Below are 17,080 nucleotides of genomic sequence, written 5' to 3'. Positions count from 1 at the left end.
TTTCTCAAGGAGTTCCGCATGAACAACAACCGCCGTTCCGTCCTCAAGACCTCCGGCGCCCTGGGCACGCTGGTCGCGCTGGGGCTGATCACCGAAAAGCAGGCGCTGGCCCAGGCCAACCGTGCCGGCTTTGAAGCCAAGACCTTTGCCGATGCGGTCAAGGCCGTGGGCGGCACGCCGGCCACCAACAACCAGGTCAGCATCAACGCGCCCGACATCGCGGAGAACGGCGCGGTGGTGCCGGTGGGTGCCACCAGCAACCTGCCCAACACGACCGAAATCCACCTGCTGGTGGAGAAGAACCCCAACCCCCTGGCGGCCTCGTTCTTCATTCCCGCCGGCACCGAGTCCAGCGTGCAGACCCGCCTGAAGATGGGCCAGAGCAGCAACGTGATCGCCATCGTCAAGGCCGACGGCAAGCTGTATTCGGCCACCAAGGAAACCAAGGTCACCCTCGGCGGCTGCGGCGGCTGACCGCTGCGCCCATCCTTCCACGAACACCCAGGAGAAACACCATGGCAGATCCGATGCGCATCCGCGCCGCCGCCAAAGACGGCGTGACCGAAGTCCGCGTGCTGATGTCCCACGTGATGGAAACCGGCCAGCGCAAGAACGCCGCTGGCGAGACCATACCCGCCCACTACATCACCGATGTGGAGGCCACGCACAATGGCAAGAGCGTGCTCAAGGCCCAGTGGAGCACGGCCGTCGCGCAGAACCCCTTCCTGTCCTTCAAGTTCAAGGGCGGCGCCAAGGGCGACAAGATCACCGTCAAGTGGGTGGACACCAAGGGCGACAGCCGCACCGACGAAGCCGCCATCGCCTGACGGGCCGGTGGCGCCGCGTGCCACCTACAAGAAGAACAGGAGACACACATGAAGCTGACCGTCTGGACGACCACCCTGGTGCTGGCCGCCGGGGGCACTGCCGCCTGGGCACAGAGCACGGCCGAGGGCATCGCCAAGTACCGCGAGATGCTGCAGGACGGCAACCCGGCCGAATTGTTCGAGATGAAGGGCGAGGCACTGTGGAAAGAGGCGCGCGGCCCGAAGAAGGTGTCGCTGGAGGCTTGCGACCTGGGGCGTGGACCTGGCGTGGTCAAAGGGGCTTTTGTCACGCTGCCGCGCTACTTTGCCGACACCCGGCGCATGCAGGACCTGGAGTCGCGCATCGTCAGTTGCATGGAGACCCTGCAGGGCTTCAACGCGGCCGACATCGTGAAAACACCGTTTGGCAGCGGCGAGATGGCCAACGTGACCGCGCTCGCCACCTGGATCGCGGCCGAGTCCAAGGGCATGCGTTTTGACCTGCCGCAGGCCCATGCCGAGGAGCGCAAGTTCTACGAACTGGGCAAACGTGCCTTCTTCCAGCGGGGCGGCACGCACGACTTTGCCTGCGCGACCTGCCACGGGGCCGACGACAAGCGCATCCGTCTGCAGGACCTGCCCAACCTGACGAAGAACCCGGGCGACGGCATCGGCTTTGCCGCCTGGCCGGCCTACCGGGTCTCCAACGGCCAGATGTGGAGCATGCAGCTGCGCCTCAACGACTGCTTCCGCCAGCAGCGTTTCCCCGAGCCCAAGTTCGCCAGCGACGTGACTATCGCGCTGGGCGTCTACATGGGCGTCAACGCCAAGGGCGCCGAATCGGCCGTGCCCACCATCAAACGCTGAAGCCGGAAGCCGCGCATGAAACACACCACCTGGACAACGCTGCCCATCCTGGCCGTGCTGCTGGTCGCCTGCGGCTCGGCACCCACGCCGGCCGACCACGACCGCATGGCGGCCGAGATGTTCAAGACCTCCTTCCAGGACAAGGGCATCGCCAAGCTCGACCGCCTGGACCAGGACGAGGCCAACCGCCTGTGCAGCGCCGCCGACACCGCCGGCCGGCCGCTGGACGAGAAGCTGGCGCGGGCGATCGAGGCGGCCAGCCTCAAGACCATCCCGTTGCCCGCCGATGGCCGCTTTCTGGGCGACTGGAAACAGGGCGAAGCCCTGGCCCAGAGCGGCCGTGGCCTGACCTGGACCGATGACGCCAAGACCGCCAACGGCGGCAACTGCTACAACTGCCACCAGATCAGCAAGGAAGAGATTTCCTTCGGCACGTTGGGCCCCAGTCTTTACAACTACGGCAAGTTGCGTGGGGTCAGCGACCCCCATGCCGCGGCGTCCCAGGCCATCGTGGGGTACACCTGGGGCAAGCTGTGGAACGCACGGGCCTACAACGCTTGTTCACAAATGCCGCGCGTCGGGCACGCCGGCATCCTGAACGAGCAGCAGCTCAAACACATCATGGCCTTGCTGCTCGATCCCCAGTCGCCGGTCAACCGGTGACCACGCCCCGGGCCTTGCCGCTGCAAGGCCCTTTTTTCCAGGCCCGCCACCGGCCGCCACCTGTTGAGACCCCCCATGAGCTTCAGCCGACGTGAGTTCCTGCAATTGCTCGCCGTGGCGAGCGCCTCCGGCCTGGCCCTGGACCACGGCGCTGCGCTGGCCGCCGCGCCCGGTGCCGGCGAGCGCCTGTACGACGTGCCCCGGTTCGGCAACGTGAGCTTTCTGCACTTCACCGACTGCCACGCACAGCTCACCCCCGTCCATTTCCGCGAGCCCAGCGTCAACCTGGGCCTGGGCGGCGCGCTGGGCCGCCCGCCCCACCTGGTGGGGGAGCAACTGCTCAGGCACTTCCACATCCGGCCCGGCACGGCCCAGGCCCACGCCTTCAGCTACCTCGATTTCGACCATGCCGCCCGCACCTACGGCAAGGTGGGCGGCTTCGCGCACCTGGCCACGCTGGTCAAGCAGCTCAAGGCTTCGCGCCCGCACGCGCTGCTGCTCGATGGCGGCGACACCTGGCAGGGATCGGCCACGTCGCTTTGGACCCGGGGGCAGGACATGGTGGACGCCTGCAAGCTGCTGGGCGTGAACGTCATGACGGCACACTGGGAGTTCACCTTCGGCGCCCAGCGGGTGCAGGAGATCGTCGAGAAGGACTTCAAGGGCCAGATCGATTTCCTGGCGCAGAACGTGACGACCTCGGATTTTGGCGACGCGGTGTTCGCGCCCTATGTCATCAAGGAGATGCATGGCGTGCCGGTGGCCATCATCGGCCAGGCCTTTCCCTATACCCCCATCGCCAACCCGCGCCACCTGGTGCCCGACTGGACCTTCGGCATCCAGGACGAGCACATGCAGAAGATGGTGGACGAGGCCCGGTCCAAGGGCGCCCAGGTGGTGGTGGTGCTGTCGCACAACGGCATGGACGTGGACCTCAAGATGGCCTCGCGCGTGCGCGGCATCGACGCCGTGCTGGGCGGTCACACCCACGACGGCATGCCGGCGCCGGTGATCGTCAGGAACGCGGGCGGCCAGACCCTGGTGACCAACGCCGGCTCCAACGGCAAGTTCCTGGGCGTGCTGGACTTCGACGTGCGTGGCGGACGGGTGCAGGACTTCCGCTACAAGCTGCTGCCGGTGTTCGCCAACCTGCTGCCGGCCGACAAGGCGATGGAGGCGCTCATCGCCCAGGTGCGCGCACCCTACCAGGCCAAATTGGACGAAAAGCTCGCGGTCTCGGAAGGTGCGCTGTACCGCCGCGGCAACTTCAACGGCTCCTGGGACCAGCTCATCTGCGACGCGCTGATGGCGGTCAAGGGGGCCGACGCGGCCTTCTCGCCCGGCGTGCGCTGGGGCACCAGCCTGCTGCCGGGCGACACCATCACCTACGAACGCATGATGGACCAGATGGCCGTGACCTACCCCGCCACCACGCTCAACACCTTCACCGGCGCGCAGGTCAAGGAGATCATGGAGGACGTGGCCGACAACATCTTCAACCCCGACCCTTATTACCAGCAAGGCGGCGACATGGTGCGCGTGGGGGGCTTCCAGTACACCTGCGCGCCCACCGCGCCCATGGGCCAGCGCATCAACAACCTCACGCTCAAGGGCAGGCCCGTCGAGGCCGGCAAGACCTACAAGGTGGCCGGCTGGGCCTCGGTGCAGGAGGGCGTGTTGGGCGAACCCATCTGGGACGTGGTGGCGGGCTACTTGCGCGACCAGAAGGTCATCAAGCAGCTCAAGGTCAATCAACCCAAGCTGCTGGGCGTGGACGGCAACCCTGGACTGGCCTGAGCGCAGCCGCTGGCGTTTTACCGAGGCACGGGATAGGTGCCCGGCACCAGAATCGAGCGGTCCACGTTCTGGATGTTGGTGTGGCCGCAGAAGGCCATGCTCACGTCCAGCTCCTTGTGGATGATCTGCAGGGCCTTGGTGACGCCGGCCTCGCCCATGGCGCCCAGGCCATAGACCATGGCGCGTCCGATCATGGTGCCGCGCGCGCCCAGGGCCCAGGCCTTGAGCACGTCCTGGCCGCTGCGTATGCCACCGTCCATCCAGACCTCGAGCTTGTCGCCGACCGCGTCGACGATGGCCGGCAGGGCGTGGATGCTGCTGGGTGCACCGTCGAGCTGGCGCCCGCCGTGGTTGCTGACCACGATGGCGTCGGCCCCGTGCTGGGCGGCCAGCACCGCGTCCTCGACCTCCATGATGCCCTTGAGGATGAGCTTGCCGCCCCACTGCCGCTTGACCCACTCGATGTCGGCCCAGCTCAGGCGCGGGTCGAACTGCTCGTTGGTCCACGAGGCCAGCGAGTTCATGTCGCTCACGCCCTTCACATGGCCCACCAGGTTGCCAAAGGTGCGGCGGCGGGTGCCCGCCATCCCCAGGCACCAGCGCGGCTTGGTCATCAGGTTGACGATGTTGGCCAGGGTGGGGCGGGGCGGCGCGGTCAGGCCGTTCTTGAGGTCCTTGTGGCGCTGGCCGATCACCTGCAGGTCGAGCGTGAGCACCAGGGCCGAACACCTGGCCGCCTTGCAGCGATCGATCATGCGCGCCATCGCATCGCGGTCGCGCATCATGTAGAGCTGGAACCAGAACGGCGACGCCGTGTGGCTGGCGATGTCCTCGATGGAGCAGATGCTCATGGTGGACAGGGTGAAGGGGATGCCGAACTTCTCGGCCGCGCGCGCGGCGTGGATCTCGCCGTCGGCGTGCTGCATGCCGGTCAGGCCCACGGGCGCGATGCACACCGGCATCTTGGCGTCCACGCCCACCATCTTCACCGCCGTGCTGCGGTTCTCCATGTTCACCGCCACGCGCTGGCGCAGCTTGATGGGCTGGAAATCGCCCTCGTTGGCGCGGTAGGTGCCTTCGGTCCAGCTGCCGGAGTCCGCGTAGTCGTAGAACATGCGCGGCACACGCTTCTCGGCCAGCACGCGCAGGTCTTCGATGTTGGTGATGACGGTCATTCGCGGGTCTCCTCGTGGGTGTGGCGCGAATGGTAGCGGAGGGGGCCGCCGGCCGCCGTGAAACGCGGCACCGGTGGCTTGAAAAAATTTGCGTGCTACACCCGCAATGAACCGCGAAAGCCCCGGGCGGCGTAGTAGGACTGCGCGCCGTTGTGGTAGGTGAACACGGTGTTGTAGCGGCGGTCGCAGAACAGGGCGCCGCCCAGCTGCCGGATGTCGGCCGGGGTGCCGATCCAGCTGGAGGTCTTGGCATCCAGGGGGTCGAGCCGCTGCAAGTCCCGGTACTCGGCCTCCGTGAGCAGGGTGATGCCCATGGCCGAGGCCATGTCGATGACGCAGTTCTCGGGCCGGTTGTCCTTCCGGGATTCCAGCGCTTCGCGGTCGTAACAGAGGCTCCGTCGTCCGGCGGGACTTTCCGGCGAACAGTCGCAGAAGATGAGCTCGCCCGTCTGCTGGTCCCACCCCACCACGTCCGGTTCACCGCCCGTGTTCTCCATCGCATGCAGCGGCGCCCACTGGGCCGGACGGGCCTCCAGCCGCGATGGGACCCAGGCCCAGTCCATGCCAGGGTGCCGGTGCATGTTCTGCCCGAACCGGGCTTTCAGCGTGGCGAGCAGTGCGCCGATGTGTGCGGGGGTCAGACCCATGGTTCACCTTCCTTTGTGTTCCATCGGCGCCATTGTCAACCCTCACCCAGGCCACCCCACACCGTCGCAGGCCGGAGTACCTATCCACCCCGCCATTGCCACACCAGCGCGGGCAGGCCAACGAGGCAGACGAGCCCATAGCTCAGGTGGTTGCCGGTGGCCGGGTTGAAGTCGGCCAGCACCTTGGGCCAGGGGCGATGCAGCAGCCAGCGCCCGAGAGCGATGTCGAACAGGGCCATGAACAGCGCGAGGAACAGGCCCAGAAGCAGGTGTGCGCCCAGCGTGCGCAAGCCCAGGCCGGGCACCAGCAGCCAGCACACGCCCAGGGCCAGCAGGGTGCCAGAGACGACGCTGAGCTTCAGTGCCCGTGCCTTGCCCAGGCGCGGGTTGGCATAGAGGGTGCGGGCGATGCCATGCAGGGTTTCCGTGCCCGCGAGCGCCAGGCACAGCGACAGGACGCGGAGCAGGACGTCGGTGTCCATGGCCGGTGGCTGCCCGCCAGTCGGCTCAGCTGCAGCTCACGCTGCCGCAGCCGCTCATGGTGGCCGGGCGGATGGCCGCGGGGTCGGCCAGGGTTTCGGTGCCGCTGTCGAAGCCGACCTGCCGCAAATGCTGGGCCAGCCCGGCGTCCATGCTGGCGGCATGCTGCGGGAACCACTCGGCCAGCGCCTCGGCCAGGCGGGTGATGATGTCGGTGTCGCCTTGGCGGTAGTGGTCTTCCACCGCGCGCATGGTCTCCAGGATGGAGCTGTGCTGCATGGCGTGGCAGTTCTCGGCCGTGAAGCCGGTGGCCAGCATCCAGCGGTCTTCCTGGTCGAAGTGCGCCTGGGTGTGCGCCAGGAAGGCTTGGTACAGCGGCAGTTGCGCGTCGGCCGGCGTGCCCAGCAAGGTGTTGAGCTGCTCGACGAACTCGGCGTGGGTTTCGTCCATCCGGCCATCGCCGGTGTGCAGTTCGGTGGTCCAGGCCAGGGTGGCGGGGGAGGGTGCGGTGGCGGTGGTCATGGGGCAAGAGGGTAAGGCCAAGGTGGTGCGGTCGCGTTGACGCAGGTCAAGGCGGCGTGGTGGCGGGGAAGCAGGTGCGCAGGCTGGCGATGGGCACCAGCGCCCAGTGAGCCTCGCGCGCCGCGAACACGAGTTGCACCCGGGGTGGCGGCCAGGACGTGTGCAGCAGCTGCAAGCCCAGGGCCTCGGCCTGCATGCGGGCGGCGGTCTCGGGGACCAGGGTCACCAGGGGCGCCTTGGCCACCATGTTCAGCGAGGCCTGGTAGGCGCCCGAGACGACCTGGGGGACGGGGACGGCCACGCCAGCGGTGCTGAACCACTCGCGCAGGCTCTGGGTGGCCGGTCCGTTGTCGGGCGGCAGTACCCAGGCACATTGGGCCAGCACCCGTTGCCAGGCGTGGCGCCCGCGGGGCGCGCGCGCCTGGGAGGCCAGCGGGTGCTGCCGTCCCACCACCAGCACCATGCGTTCCTCGCCCACCCGTTCGTAGCGCAGGCCGGCCAGGGGCGGTGCGTCGCTGGGCAGGCGGCCGACGACGGCGTCCAGGCGGCCATCGGCCAACTGCTCCCAGAGCCGGTGGACCCCGGCCTCGGTGAGCGTGATCCGGACATCGGGGGCCAGCGCGACCAGTCGTTCGATCGCCTGGGGCAGCAGGCGCAGGGTGGCGATGGGGGTGGCGCCCAGGCGCAGCATGGGTTGGCCATGGCGCTGGGCCGCCAGCCGGGCCTGCTCCAGCTCCTGGCGCGCGCTGCGCAGGCGCAGCAGGGCCGCTTGCCCGGCGCCGGTCAGGCTCACGCCCCGGCGGCCGCGTTCGACAAGGGCGGCCCCCATGGCCCGTTCCAGGCCGTGCAGCATCTGCGTGACCGCCGGCTGGGTCACGTGCAGGGTCTGGGCCACGCGCCGCAGCGTGCCCAGCCCGGCGATGTGTTCCAGCAGCATCAGGTCGCGCAGACGCAGTTGGTCAAGCGGATCGGTCATGGCGGGTTGGGGGGATTTTTGACTAAAGCCAGATATTGCAGTGGTGAAAATTATATGAATTTCACTTAATCCAGATTGTCTCTACAGTGCGGCTTTGTATGCCCACAAGACGGAGACATCCCCATGTTTGATCGACGCGATTGTTTGCGGGCCGCCGCCGGGCTGGCGGGCTCGGCGCTGGCCGCTGGCACCAGTTGGGCGCAGCAGGTGGCCAGTGCCCGGCTGCTCATCGGCGCACCGGCCGGCGGCGCTGGCGACAGCTTCCTGCGCCGAGTGGCCGACAAGCTGCGTGGCGGCTACGCGCCGACGGTGATCGTGGAAAACCGCCCCGGGGCGGCGGGCCAGATCGCCTTGATGGCCACGCGCGATGCGGCTCCGGATGGCGCCACCCTGCTCATGACGCCGTCCACCTTTTTTTCGGTCTACCCGCACACCTACGGCAAGCTGCCCTACCGCCCCGCGGAAGACTTCACCCCGGTGTCGCTGATGGCCTACACCAACTTCGCCCTGGCGGTGGGCCCGTTGGTGCCGGAGTCGGTGAAGACGCTGGACGACTTCATGGCCTGGGGGCGCGCCCACCCGGACCAGGCCACCTACGGTTCCCCGGCCACGGGGGCGATCCCGCACCTGGTGGTGGCCGCCGCCGCCCACCAGTTCAAGGCGCCCTTGCGCCATGTGCCTTACCGCGGTTCGGTGCCCGGGCTGCAGGACCTGCGGGGTGGGCAGATCGCCGCCATGTCCTCGCCCATCGGCGCGGTCATGCCCCACCTGGTGCCCGGCGGCGCCCGCGTGCTGGCGGTCACCGGCGCCGGCCGCAGCGGCCTGTTGCCCTCGGTGCCCACCTACCGCGAGCAAGGCGTGCCGCTGGATGGGCAGGAGTGGTTTGGCCTGTTTCTGCCGGCCCAGGTCAAGTCCGAGGTGGCCACCCGCGTGGCGGCCTACCTCAAGATCGCGCTGCAGCAGCCCGACCTGGTCGAAGGCGCGGCCAAGCTGGGCCTGGAGGTGGCTTCGTCCACGCCCCAGCAGCTCCAGGCCATGATCCGCGCCGACAGCGAGGAGTGGCGGGTCTGGGTGAAAAAGATCGGCTTTTCCGCAGAGGCTTCATGACCCCCGATTTCGATGTCCCCCACGGCGAGACCGCCGAGCAGGCCCGCCACACCCATGCCGAGCTGCGCGGACGTTGCCCGGTGGCGCACACCGACGCGCTCGGCGGTTTCTGGGCCCTGACCCGCCACGCCGACATCGCCCGCGTGGCGGCCGACCACACCCGCTTCAGCACCACGGTGCAGAACGTGGTGCCCAAGGTGGCGTTCACCGGCCGGCGCCCACCGCTGCACCTCGATCCCCCCGAGCAGACACCCTATCGGGCGGCGCTCAATCCCTTGCTGTCGGCGGAGCGTGTGGCGGCGCTGGAGCCCATGGTCCGCGAGCTGGTGCGCGACGCGCTGGCGCCGCTGGTGGCGCAGGGCGGGGGGGACTTGTGCGGGGACTTTTCGGCGCGTTTTCCGGTCCGGGTGTTCGGCCGCTGGATGAACCTGGACGCCAGACTGGAAGCCCAGCTGCTGAGCGCCGGCCCGGCCTTCATCCGCGCGGTGCAGGCCTTCGACGGCGAGGCGATGAAGCGGACCAGCCTGGTGCTCTACGACATGGCCAGGGCCTTGATCGCGCAACGCAAGGCCCGGCCCCTGCCGGTCGACCAGGACCCGGTGAGCGCCTTGCTGGCCACCCGGGTGGCCGGTGCTGCCTTGCCCGACGAGATGGTGGTCGGCACGGTGCGCCAGGTGCTGGTGGTGGGCATCGTGGCACCCATGGTGATGGTGGGCAGCATGGCCCAGCACCTGGCCCGCGATCCGGTCCTGCACCGGCGCCTGCGCGGCGATCGCGCCTGCCTGCCGGCGGCGGTCGAGGAGTTCCTGCGGCTCTACACCCCTTACCGTGGGTTTGCCCGCACGCCGCTGGCCGATGTGGTGCTGGGGGGGCGCTCCATCGCGGCGGGCGAGCCGATCGCATTGACCTATGCCAGCGCCAACCGCGACGCGGCCGTGTTCGCCGAGCCCGACACCTTCCGCCTGGACCGCGACAACATCGGCGAGCACCTGGCGTTCGGGCGCGGCCCCCACTTCTGCGTGGGCGCGCACCTGGCACGCCTGGAGTTGCGGGTCGCGCTCGACGAGTTGCTGCAGGCCTGTGCCGGCCTGGAGATCACCGGCGAGGTGCTGTACTGCCCCTACCCGGAGATCGGGCCTTACCAGCTGCCGGTGCGGCTGCTGTCCTGACGCCGGTCAGGCCAGCCGTGCGCGGTGGCGCGCCAGCTGCTTCGTCACCTGCGCCGGTGCCGTGCCGCCCAGGGTGTTGCGGGCGTTGAGCGAGCCGCGCAGGCTCAGGCACTCGTACACGTCCTTTTCGATCGACGGGTGGAAGCCCTGCAGCACCGCCAGCGGCAGCTCCGACAGGTCGCAGGCGTGCGAGGTGGCGGCCTTGACGGCATGGGCCACGGTTTCGTGGGCGTCGCGGAAGGGCAGGCCCTTCTTCACCAGGTAGTCGGCCAGGTCGGTGGCGGTGGCGTAGCCGCGTTTGGCCGCTTCCTCCATGGCCACGGCGTTCACCGTGATGCCGCCTTCCTTCTGGCCGGTGGCCGGGTTGGGCTGGCCGCCCACCATCTCGGCGAAGATGCGCAGCGTGTCCTTCAAGGTGTCCACCGTGTCGAACAGCGGCTCCTTGTCTTCCTGGTTGTCCTTGTTGTAGGCCAGGGGCTGGCCCTTCATCAGGGTGATCAGTCCCATCAGGTGGCCGACCACGCGGCCGGTCTTGCCACGCGCGAGTTCGGGCACGTCCGGGTTCTTCTTCTGCGGCATGATGCTGGAGCCGGTGGTGAAGCGGTCGGCGATGCGGATGAAACCGAAGTTCTGGCTCATCCAGACGATCAGCTCCTCGCTGAAGCGGCTGATGTGCACCATGCACAGGGCGGCGGCGGCGTTGAATTCGATGGCGAAGTCGCGGTCGCTGACGGCGTCCAGGCTGTTTTGGCAGACCTGGGCCATGCCTTGTTCGTCGACCATGCCCAGCGTGCGGGCCACGCGCTCGCGGTCCAGCGGGTAGGTGGTGCCGGCCAGGGCCGCGCTGCCCAGCGGCAGGCGGTTGGTGCGCCGGCGCACGTCGCTCATGCGCTCGGCGTCGCGGCTGAACATTTCCACATAGGCCAGCAGGTGGTGGGCAAAACTCACCGGCTGGGCCACCTGCAGGTGGGTGAAACCGGGCAGGATGGTGTCGATGTTCTTCTCGGCCACGTCCAGCAGCGCGCCCTGCAGGTCGGCCAGCAGGCCGATGATGAGGTCGATCTCGCCGCGCAGCCACAGGCGCACGTCGGTGGCCACCTGGTCGTTGCGGCTGCGGCCGGTGTGCAGGCGCTTGCCCGCGTCGCCCACCAGCTGGGTCAGGCGGGCCTCGATGTTGAGGTGCACGTCCTCCAGGTCCAGCTTCCATTCGAAGCTGCCCGATTCGATCTCCTGGCGGATCTGGGCCATGCCGCGCTCGATGGCGTCGCGGTCGGCCGCGGCGATGATGCCCTGGGCGGCCAGCATCTCCGCGTGGGCCAGGCTGCCCGTGATGTCCGCCAGCCACAGGCGTTTGTCAAAGAACACGCTGGCGGTGTAGCGCTTGACCAATTCGCTCATCGGCTCCGAGAATAGGGCGGACCAGGCTTGGGATTTGGTGTCGAGTTGGTTGGAAGACATGGTGTGTGCTGGATGTGCGTGCAAGCGGTGAGCCGCTTGTGCTGGCGCTGGCGCCGGGGCCGGAGCCCGCTGTGGCCCCAAATGGACGAAGCTCAAATTTTATCGGCCTTCGGCGGCGCCCCGGCGTCCCGGGGCCGGGCCCATGGCTGGCGAGGGAGAGGAAGGGAGTGCCGGTGGGCAAAAAACCAAAAGGAGAGCTTGATGACGTTGAAGGTGTTGCTGGTGGACGACGAGGCCCTGGCCCGCATGCGCCTGCGTGATCTGCTGGCCGACTGCAGCGAGCCGGCCGCCACGGTGGTGGGCGAGGCGGCGCAGGCACAGCAGGCACTGGATTTCCTCGGGGCACAGGCCTGTGACCTCGTGCTGCTGGACATCCACATGCCCGGCATGGACGGACTCAAGCTGGCGCAGGCCATCCGTTCGCTGGCCGCGCCACCGGCGGTGGTGTTTGTCACGGCCCACGCCGAACACGCGTTGCAGGCCTTCGACCTGGAGGCGGTCGACTACCTGACCAAGCCGGTGCGGCGCGACCGCCTGCAGCAGGCGCTGGCCAAGGCGCTGCGCTGGCGGGCGGCCCAGGCCGAGCCGGCGACCGAGGCCCCCGATCACCTGCTGATCCAGGACCGTGGCCGCATCGAGCGGGTGCCGGTGAGCGACGTGGTCTACCTCAAGGCCGAACTGAAATACGTGACCGTGCGCACCCGCGTGCGCAGCCACATCTACGACGGCTCGCTCAGCGATCTGGAGTCGCGTTTCCCCGAGCGTTTTGTGCGCGTGCACCGCAACGCGCTGGTGGCCCGCGCGGCCTTGCGGGCGCTGGAGCGCCACCACGGCGGTTCGGCCTCGGGCAGCGATGGCGAGGGCTGGGAAGTCGCCCTGCATGGCGTGGACGAGCGCCTGGCCGTCTCGCGCCGCCAGTTGCCGGCCTTGCGCGAGGTGGTGCAGGGCGGGGCGCGCTAGCCTCGCGCGACCGTCCTGGCGCCAGGGGCGCGTGCTAGCATCCCGGACCGTTTTGCTTGTCCTCGGCGCCGCTTCCGCATGGTCTCCACCTCTCCCGTTTCCAACCCGCTGAACCTCACCATCGCCACCCGCGAAAGCCGCCTGGCGATGTGGCAGGCCCACCATGTCAAGGCCTGCCTGGAGGCGCTGGGCCACCGCGTCAGCCTGCTGGGCATGACCACGCTGGGCGACCAGATCCTGGACCGCACGCTGAGCAAGGTGGGCGGCAAGGGCCTGTTCGTCAAGGAGCTGGAAACCGCGCTGGAGGACGGCCGCGCCGACCTCGCCGTGCACTCGCTCAAGGACGTGCCCATGGAGCTGCCGCCGGGCTTCGAGCTGGCGGCCGTGATGGAGCGCGAGGACCCGCGCGATGCCTGGGTGTCGCCCCACTGTGCCGGGCTGGCCGACCTGCCGCCGGGCGCGGTGGTGGGCACCTCCAGCCTGCGCCGCCAGGTGCTGCTGCAGGACGCGCTGCGCGCTCTGGACCGCGGCGACGTGCGCATCGAGCCGCTGCGCGGCAACCTCGACACCCGTTTGCGCAAGCTCGACGAAGGCCAGTACCACGCCATCGTGCTGGCGGCGGCCGGCCTCAAACGCCTGGGCCTGGGCGCGCGCATCCGCCAGGTGTTCGAGCCCGAGGCCATGCTGCCCGCGGCGGGGCAGGGCGCGTTGGGCATCGAGATCCGCAGCGGCCGGCCGGAGCTGCGTGCAGCGCTGGCGCCGCTGTGCCATGCCGCCACCTGGTGCGCCGTGGCGGCCGAACGCGCGGTGTCCCGCGCCATGGGCGGCAGTTGTTCCATGCCTTTGGCCGCGCACGCGGTGTTGGCACAGGGCCAGTTGCAGCTGCGTGCCGCGTGGGGCGATGTCGAGGGGGCCATGCCGCTGGTGCGGGCCAGCGATGAGCTGGCCTTGGGCGACCTGCACGACCTGGCCGCCGCCGAGGCGCTGGGCCAGCGCGTGAGCGCCGCCCTGCGCGCGGCGGGGGCACCTTGAGCGGCGCCCCGGCGGACCTGGTGTGGTGATGGCGGCGCCTGCCCCCGGCATGCGGGTCGTGGTGACTCGTCCGCTGGACGAATCAGGCCCCTGGATCGAGGGCCTGCGGGCTGCCGGCTGTGTGCCCTTGGCCCTGCCGCTGATCGACATCGTGATGCTGCCCCCGGCGTCCGATCCGGTGTCGGTCGAGGGCTTGCGCGCCGTGATGTGGGTCAGTGGCAATGCGGTGCGCGGCCTGTTGGCCGGGCGCCAGGCGCCCTGGCCGGCGGGCGTGCGCTGCTGGGCCCCCGGGCCGGGGACCGCCGCCGCCTTGCGCGCCGCCGGCGTGCCGGACCATCTGATCGACCGGCCGGTGGACGAGGCCCCGCAGTTCGACTCCGAAGCCCTGTGGGCGGTGGTTGCCCCCCAATTGCGGGCGGGCGACGCGGTGCTGGTGGTGCGCGGGCGCAGTGGGCCGACGGCCGGTGATGCCCGGGCCTCGTCGGGCCGCGACTGGCTGATCCGGCAATGCGAGGCCGCCGGCGCGCGCGTGTCTGCCTTGGCCGTCTACGAGCGTCGCTGCCCGGTGTGGGATGACGCGACGCGCCGGGCGGCTGCCGTGGCGGCGGCCGATGGCAGCGTCTGGCTGTTCAGCAGCGGCGAGGCCGCCACGCACCTGCCACGGCTGCTGCCGGGACAGGATTGGGCCCGCACGCCCGCGCTGGCGACCCATCCCCGGATCGCCGAGGCGCTCGCAGGTGTTGGTTTTCGGCACATCCGGACGGTGCGTCCCACGCTGACCGCCGTGTACGACGCGCTGCGGGACTTGCGCGCGTCTGCGGGCGCCTAGAATCGGCTTGACATGAGTGCCGACACCCCATCTTCCAGCACCGCCGTGCCCGCCACCGAGGAGCGCACGGCCCCGCCGCCAGCGCGCGGCGGGGGCGCCGGTGCCCTGCTCACGCTCACCCTGGTGGTGGCGCTGGTGGCGCTGCTGATGTCGGGCATCCTGTGGCAGAAGCTGGAGCAGACCCAGCAGGCCCTGGCCCGCCAGAGCGCCGAGACGGCCAGTGACGCCAAGGACGCGCGTGAAACCGCCACGCAGACCGAATCCGCCACCCAGGAGCTGCAGGCGCGCCTGAGCGTGGCCGAGGTACGGCTGTCCGAGGTCAGCCTGCAGCGCACCCAGCTGGAAGAGCTGATGATCAGCGTCTCGCGCAGCCGCGACGACCACTTGGTGCAGGAACTCGAATCCACGCTCAAGCTGGCGCAGCAGCAGGCCCAGCTCACGGGCAGCGCGCAGCTGCTGATTTCCGCACTGCAATCGGCCGACCAGCGCATCGCCCGCGCCACACAACCCCGGCTGAACCCGGTGCAGCGGGCCATTGCCCGCGACATCGAGCGCATCCAGGCCACCTCGCTGACCGACATCCCGGCGCTGGCCAACCGCCTGGACGAAATGGTCAAGGCCGTGGACGACCTGCCCCTGGCCAATGCGGTGGGGGCCCTGGGGCGCTCGGGCCTGGGCGGTTCGCCCAGCCGTGGCGTGCCGCTGCCGGGTGGCGTCGGTGGGCAGGGCAAGACGGGATCGGACGTGGACGCGGCCGCCACCAGCGAGGTGAGCACCGGCCTGTGGGACCGCCTGAACGAGCAGGCGCAGGTGTTGTGGCAGCGGATCTGGGCCGAGGTGCGCGACGAAGCCCGCGACCTGCTGCGCGTGAGCCGCATCGACCAGCCCGAGGCGCTGCTGCTGGCGCCCGAGCAGTCCATGATGCTGCGGCAGAACCTCAAGATGCAGCTCCTCAATGCCCGTCTGGCCTTGCTGGCGCGGCAGATCCCGCTGGCGCAGGTCGACGTGCTGGCCACCGCCGCCGCGGTGCGGCGCTACTTCGACGACGACGCCGTGGTCACGCGCAACATGCTCAAGGCCCTGGCGCAGATCCAGTCCGAGATGAAATCCACCGACCTGCCCCGTCCGAACGAAACCCTGTCCGCGCTGGCCGCCGCCGCCGGCGGGCGCTGAGGGCCGCGCGCCATGTTCCGTCACGTGTTCTGGTTTCTGGGGTGGGCCGCGGTGGCCGTGGCGCTGGCGCTGCTGGTCGGGCAGAACCAGTCCAGCGTGACCGTGTTCTGGCCGCCGTACCGCATCGACCTCTCCTTCAACCTGGTGCTGTTCGTGCTGGTGGGCCTGTTCCTGCTGCTGCACTTCAGCCTGCGTGGCGCGTCCTCGCTGCTGGCCATGCCCGAGCGCGCCCGACGCTGGCGTGCCTTGCAGCTGGAACGCGCGGCGGTGGCCGGCGTCATGGACGCCTTGTCCAACCAGCTCGCCGGCCGTTTCGTGCGGGCGCAGACGGCGGCCACCGAAGCGCTCAACCACCTGCACCAGATCCATGAGCAGCACCTGCCGCGCCACGCCCAGATCAGTGCCCTGGCGCACCTGCTGCTGGCCGAAAGCGCGCACGCGCTGCAGAACCGCGAGTTGCGTGACCGCCACCTGCGTGACGCCATCGCGCCGGCCGTCCTGCGCACCGCCGGCGAAACCCGCGAAGGCGCCTTGCTGCGCGCCGCGCGCTGGGCCATCGAAGACCGGGATCCAAGCGCCGCATCGGGCTGGCTGGCCGAGCTGCCCCAGGGCGCCGCGCGGCGCATCCAGACCCTGCGCCTGCGCCTGCGTGTCGCCCGCATGCAGCACGACGCCTTGCCCGCGCTGGAGATGGCGCGTGTGCTGGCCAAGCACCGGGCCTTTTCCAGCGATGCCGCGGCCAGCGTGCTGCGTGGTCTGGTCCTGGATGCCTTCAAGGGCGCGCGCGATGTGACCCAGTTGCAGGCGGTGTGGCGCAGCCTGGATGCCGACGAGCAGTCCATGCCCGAGCTTGCGATTGCCGCCGGTGAGCGCTTCCGTGCCCTGGCCGACCAGGACGCCGACACCGCGGCCCGACTGGCCCGCGACGTGGTTCTGCCCGCGTGGTCGGCCTATCCGGAACTCAGCCCCCACTGGCGTTCCCGTTTCGTCAAGCTGCTGGCCTGGCGCATGGACGTGGACGACAGCGCCTGGTTGTCGCGCGTGGAGCAGATGCAGCGCCAGGTGCCCAACGACCCCTATCTGCAGTACCTGGCCGGCCAGGTGTGCCTGCAGCGGCAGCTGTGGGGCAAGGCAGCGCAATTGTTGACCCAGGCCAGCACCGGCCTGGAAGACGCCGATCTGCTGCGCCAGACCTGGTGCGGGCTGGCGCGGCTGGCCGAGGAACGCGACGATGCCACCGCCGCCCAGGCCGCCTGGAAGCGGGCCGCACAGATCGGCTGACGCGTTCAGCGGCAACCGGGCAGGCTCCTGCCCGAAGGGGTGTCACCGGTGGCAGAGCGGTTCCATCGCCCGCAAACGCGTGCTGTTCTGCCCGGGTGGTTTTTGCAGCTGGCCGCTGATGGGGTCACAAAGTTGTTG

At 69.6% G+C, this 17,080-nt stretch carries 18 protein-coding genes; 12 read left to right on the top strand and 6 right to left on the bottom strand.

Annotated features, from left to right (window positions below):
- Positions 1-18 precede the first annotated feature (18 nt).
- From soxY to soxB, 5 genes are all read left to right on the top strand, one after another.
- Complete coding sequence (soxY, locus tag AAHB17_RS16110; protein WP_342131656.1) at positions 19-474, top strand: thiosulfate oxidation carrier protein SoxY; 456 nt, start codon at positions 19-21, stop codon at positions 472-474.
- Between the two features lie 41 nt (positions 475-515).
- A complete protein-coding gene (soxZ, locus tag AAHB17_RS16105; RefSeq protein WP_342131655.1) occupies positions 516-827 on the top strand; it encodes a thiosulfate oxidation carrier complex protein SoxZ in 312 nt (103 codons plus the stop codon).
- Positions 828-875: 48 nt separating this feature from the next.
- Entirely contained in the window at positions 876-1,673 is a 798-nt protein-coding gene (gene soxA / locus AAHB17_RS16100; protein ID WP_342131654.1) for a sulfur oxidation c-type cytochrome SoxA, read from the top strand.
- A gap of 15 nt (positions 1,674-1,688) precedes the next feature.
- On the top strand, positions 1,689-2,336 hold the full coding sequence (gene soxX, locus AAHB17_RS16095; RefSeq protein ID WP_342131653.1) for a sulfur oxidation c-type cytochrome SoxX: 648 nt from the start codon (positions 1,689-1,691) through the stop codon (positions 2,334-2,336).
- A 75-nt stretch (positions 2,337-2,411) separates the two neighbouring features.
- Positions 2,412-4,133: a thiosulfohydrolase SoxB gene (soxB, locus tag AAHB17_RS16090; RefSeq protein ID WP_342131652.1), complete on the top strand. Its 1,722-nt coding sequence runs from the start codon at positions 2,412-2,414 to the stop codon at positions 4,131-4,133.
- Positions 4,134-4,150: 17 nt separating this feature from the next.
- On the opposite strand, the gene AAHB17_RS16085 is transcribed toward soxB, so the two are convergent.
- The 5 genes from AAHB17_RS16085 to AAHB17_RS16065 all read right to left on the bottom strand — a co-directional run bounded on the left by AAHB17_RS16085 (position 4,151) and on the right by AAHB17_RS16065 (position 7,933).
- Complete coding sequence (locus tag AAHB17_RS16085; protein ID WP_342131651.1) at positions 4,151-5,308, bottom strand: alpha-hydroxy acid oxidase; 1,158 nt, start codon at positions 5,306-5,308, stop codon at positions 4,151-4,153.
- A 95-nt stretch (positions 5,309-5,403) separates the two neighbouring features.
- Positions 5,404-5,955, bottom strand: a complete 552-nt coding sequence (locus AAHB17_RS16080; protein WP_342131650.1) for a DUF4256 domain-containing protein — start codon at positions 5,953-5,955, stop codon at positions 5,404-5,406.
- An 80-nt stretch (positions 5,956-6,035) separates the two neighbouring features.
- Entirely contained in the window at positions 6,036-6,437 is a 402-nt protein-coding gene (locus AAHB17_RS16075) for a hypothetical protein (protein ID WP_342131649.1), read from the bottom strand.
- 25 nt (positions 6,438-6,462) lie between these two features.
- Positions 6,463-6,957, bottom strand: coding sequence for a hemerythrin domain-containing protein (locus AAHB17_RS16070; RefSeq protein ID WP_342131648.1), 495 nt, complete (start codon positions 6,955-6,957; stop codon positions 6,463-6,465).
- A 46-nt stretch (positions 6,958-7,003) separates the two neighbouring features.
- On the bottom strand, positions 7,004-7,933 hold the full coding sequence (locus AAHB17_RS16065) for a LysR family transcriptional regulator (RefSeq protein ID WP_342131647.1): 930 nt from the start codon (positions 7,931-7,933) through the stop codon (positions 7,004-7,006).
- 123 nt (positions 7,934-8,056) lie between these two features.
- On the opposite strand from AAHB17_RS16065, the gene AAHB17_RS16060 reads away from it, so the two are divergent.
- Together AAHB17_RS16060 and AAHB17_RS16055 are read left to right on the top strand one after the other, a co-directional pair.
- Positions 8,057-9,040 (top strand): tripartite tricarboxylate transporter substrate-binding protein, encoded by a 984-nt coding sequence (locus AAHB17_RS16060; protein ID WP_342131646.1) that lies wholly within the window; start codon positions 8,057-8,059, stop codon positions 9,038-9,040.
- Positions 9,037-10,209, top strand: a complete 1,173-nt coding sequence (locus AAHB17_RS16055) for a cytochrome P450 (RefSeq protein ID WP_342131645.1) — start codon at positions 9,037-9,039, stop codon at positions 10,207-10,209. Before AAHB17_RS16060 ends, AAHB17_RS16055 begins: the two co-directional genes overlap by 4 nt.
- Before the next feature lie 6 nt (positions 10,210-10,215).
- Here AAHB17_RS16055 and argH read toward each other — a convergent pair whose 3' ends face one another.
- Entirely contained in the window at positions 10,216-11,667 is a 1,452-nt protein-coding gene (gene argH / locus AAHB17_RS16050; RefSeq protein WP_342131644.1) for an argininosuccinate lyase, read from the bottom strand.
- A 201-nt stretch (positions 11,668-11,868) separates the two neighbouring features.
- Between argH and AAHB17_RS16045 the strand changes: the two genes are divergently transcribed.
- From AAHB17_RS16045 to AAHB17_RS16025, 5 genes are all read left to right on the top strand, one after another.
- Entirely contained in the window at positions 11,869-12,627 is a 759-nt protein-coding gene (locus AAHB17_RS16045; protein ID WP_342131643.1) for a LytR/AlgR family response regulator transcription factor, read from the top strand.
- 78 nt (positions 12,628-12,705) lie between these two features.
- Positions 12,706-13,659: a hydroxymethylbilane synthase gene (gene hemC / locus AAHB17_RS16040; protein WP_342131642.1), complete on the top strand. Its 954-nt coding sequence runs from the start codon at positions 12,706-12,708 to the stop codon at positions 13,657-13,659.
- 28 nt (positions 13,660-13,687) lie between these two features.
- On the top strand, positions 13,688-14,488 hold the full coding sequence (locus tag AAHB17_RS16035) for a uroporphyrinogen-III synthase (RefSeq protein WP_342131641.1): 801 nt from the start codon (positions 13,688-13,690) through the stop codon (positions 14,486-14,488).
- Positions 14,489-14,500: 12 nt separating this feature from the next.
- Positions 14,501-15,661: a uroporphyrinogen-III C-methyltransferase gene (locus tag AAHB17_RS16030; protein WP_342131640.1), complete on the top strand. Its 1,161-nt coding sequence runs from the start codon at positions 14,501-14,503 to the stop codon at positions 15,659-15,661.
- A gap of 12 nt (positions 15,662-15,673) precedes the next feature.
- Positions 15,674-16,942, top strand: a complete 1,269-nt coding sequence (locus tag AAHB17_RS16025) for a heme biosynthesis protein HemY (RefSeq protein ID WP_342131639.1) — start codon at positions 15,674-15,676, stop codon at positions 16,940-16,942.
- Positions 16,943-17,080 lie beyond the last annotated feature (138 nt).

Source organism: Hydrogenophaga sp. OTU3427, assembly GCF_038440225.1.
Taxonomy (GTDB): domain Bacteria; phylum Pseudomonadota; class Gammaproteobacteria; order Burkholderiales; family Burkholderiaceae_C; genus Hydrogenophaga.
Note: the sequence above shows the minus strand (reverse complement) of the source record. Positions and strands in the feature narration are given on the sequence as shown.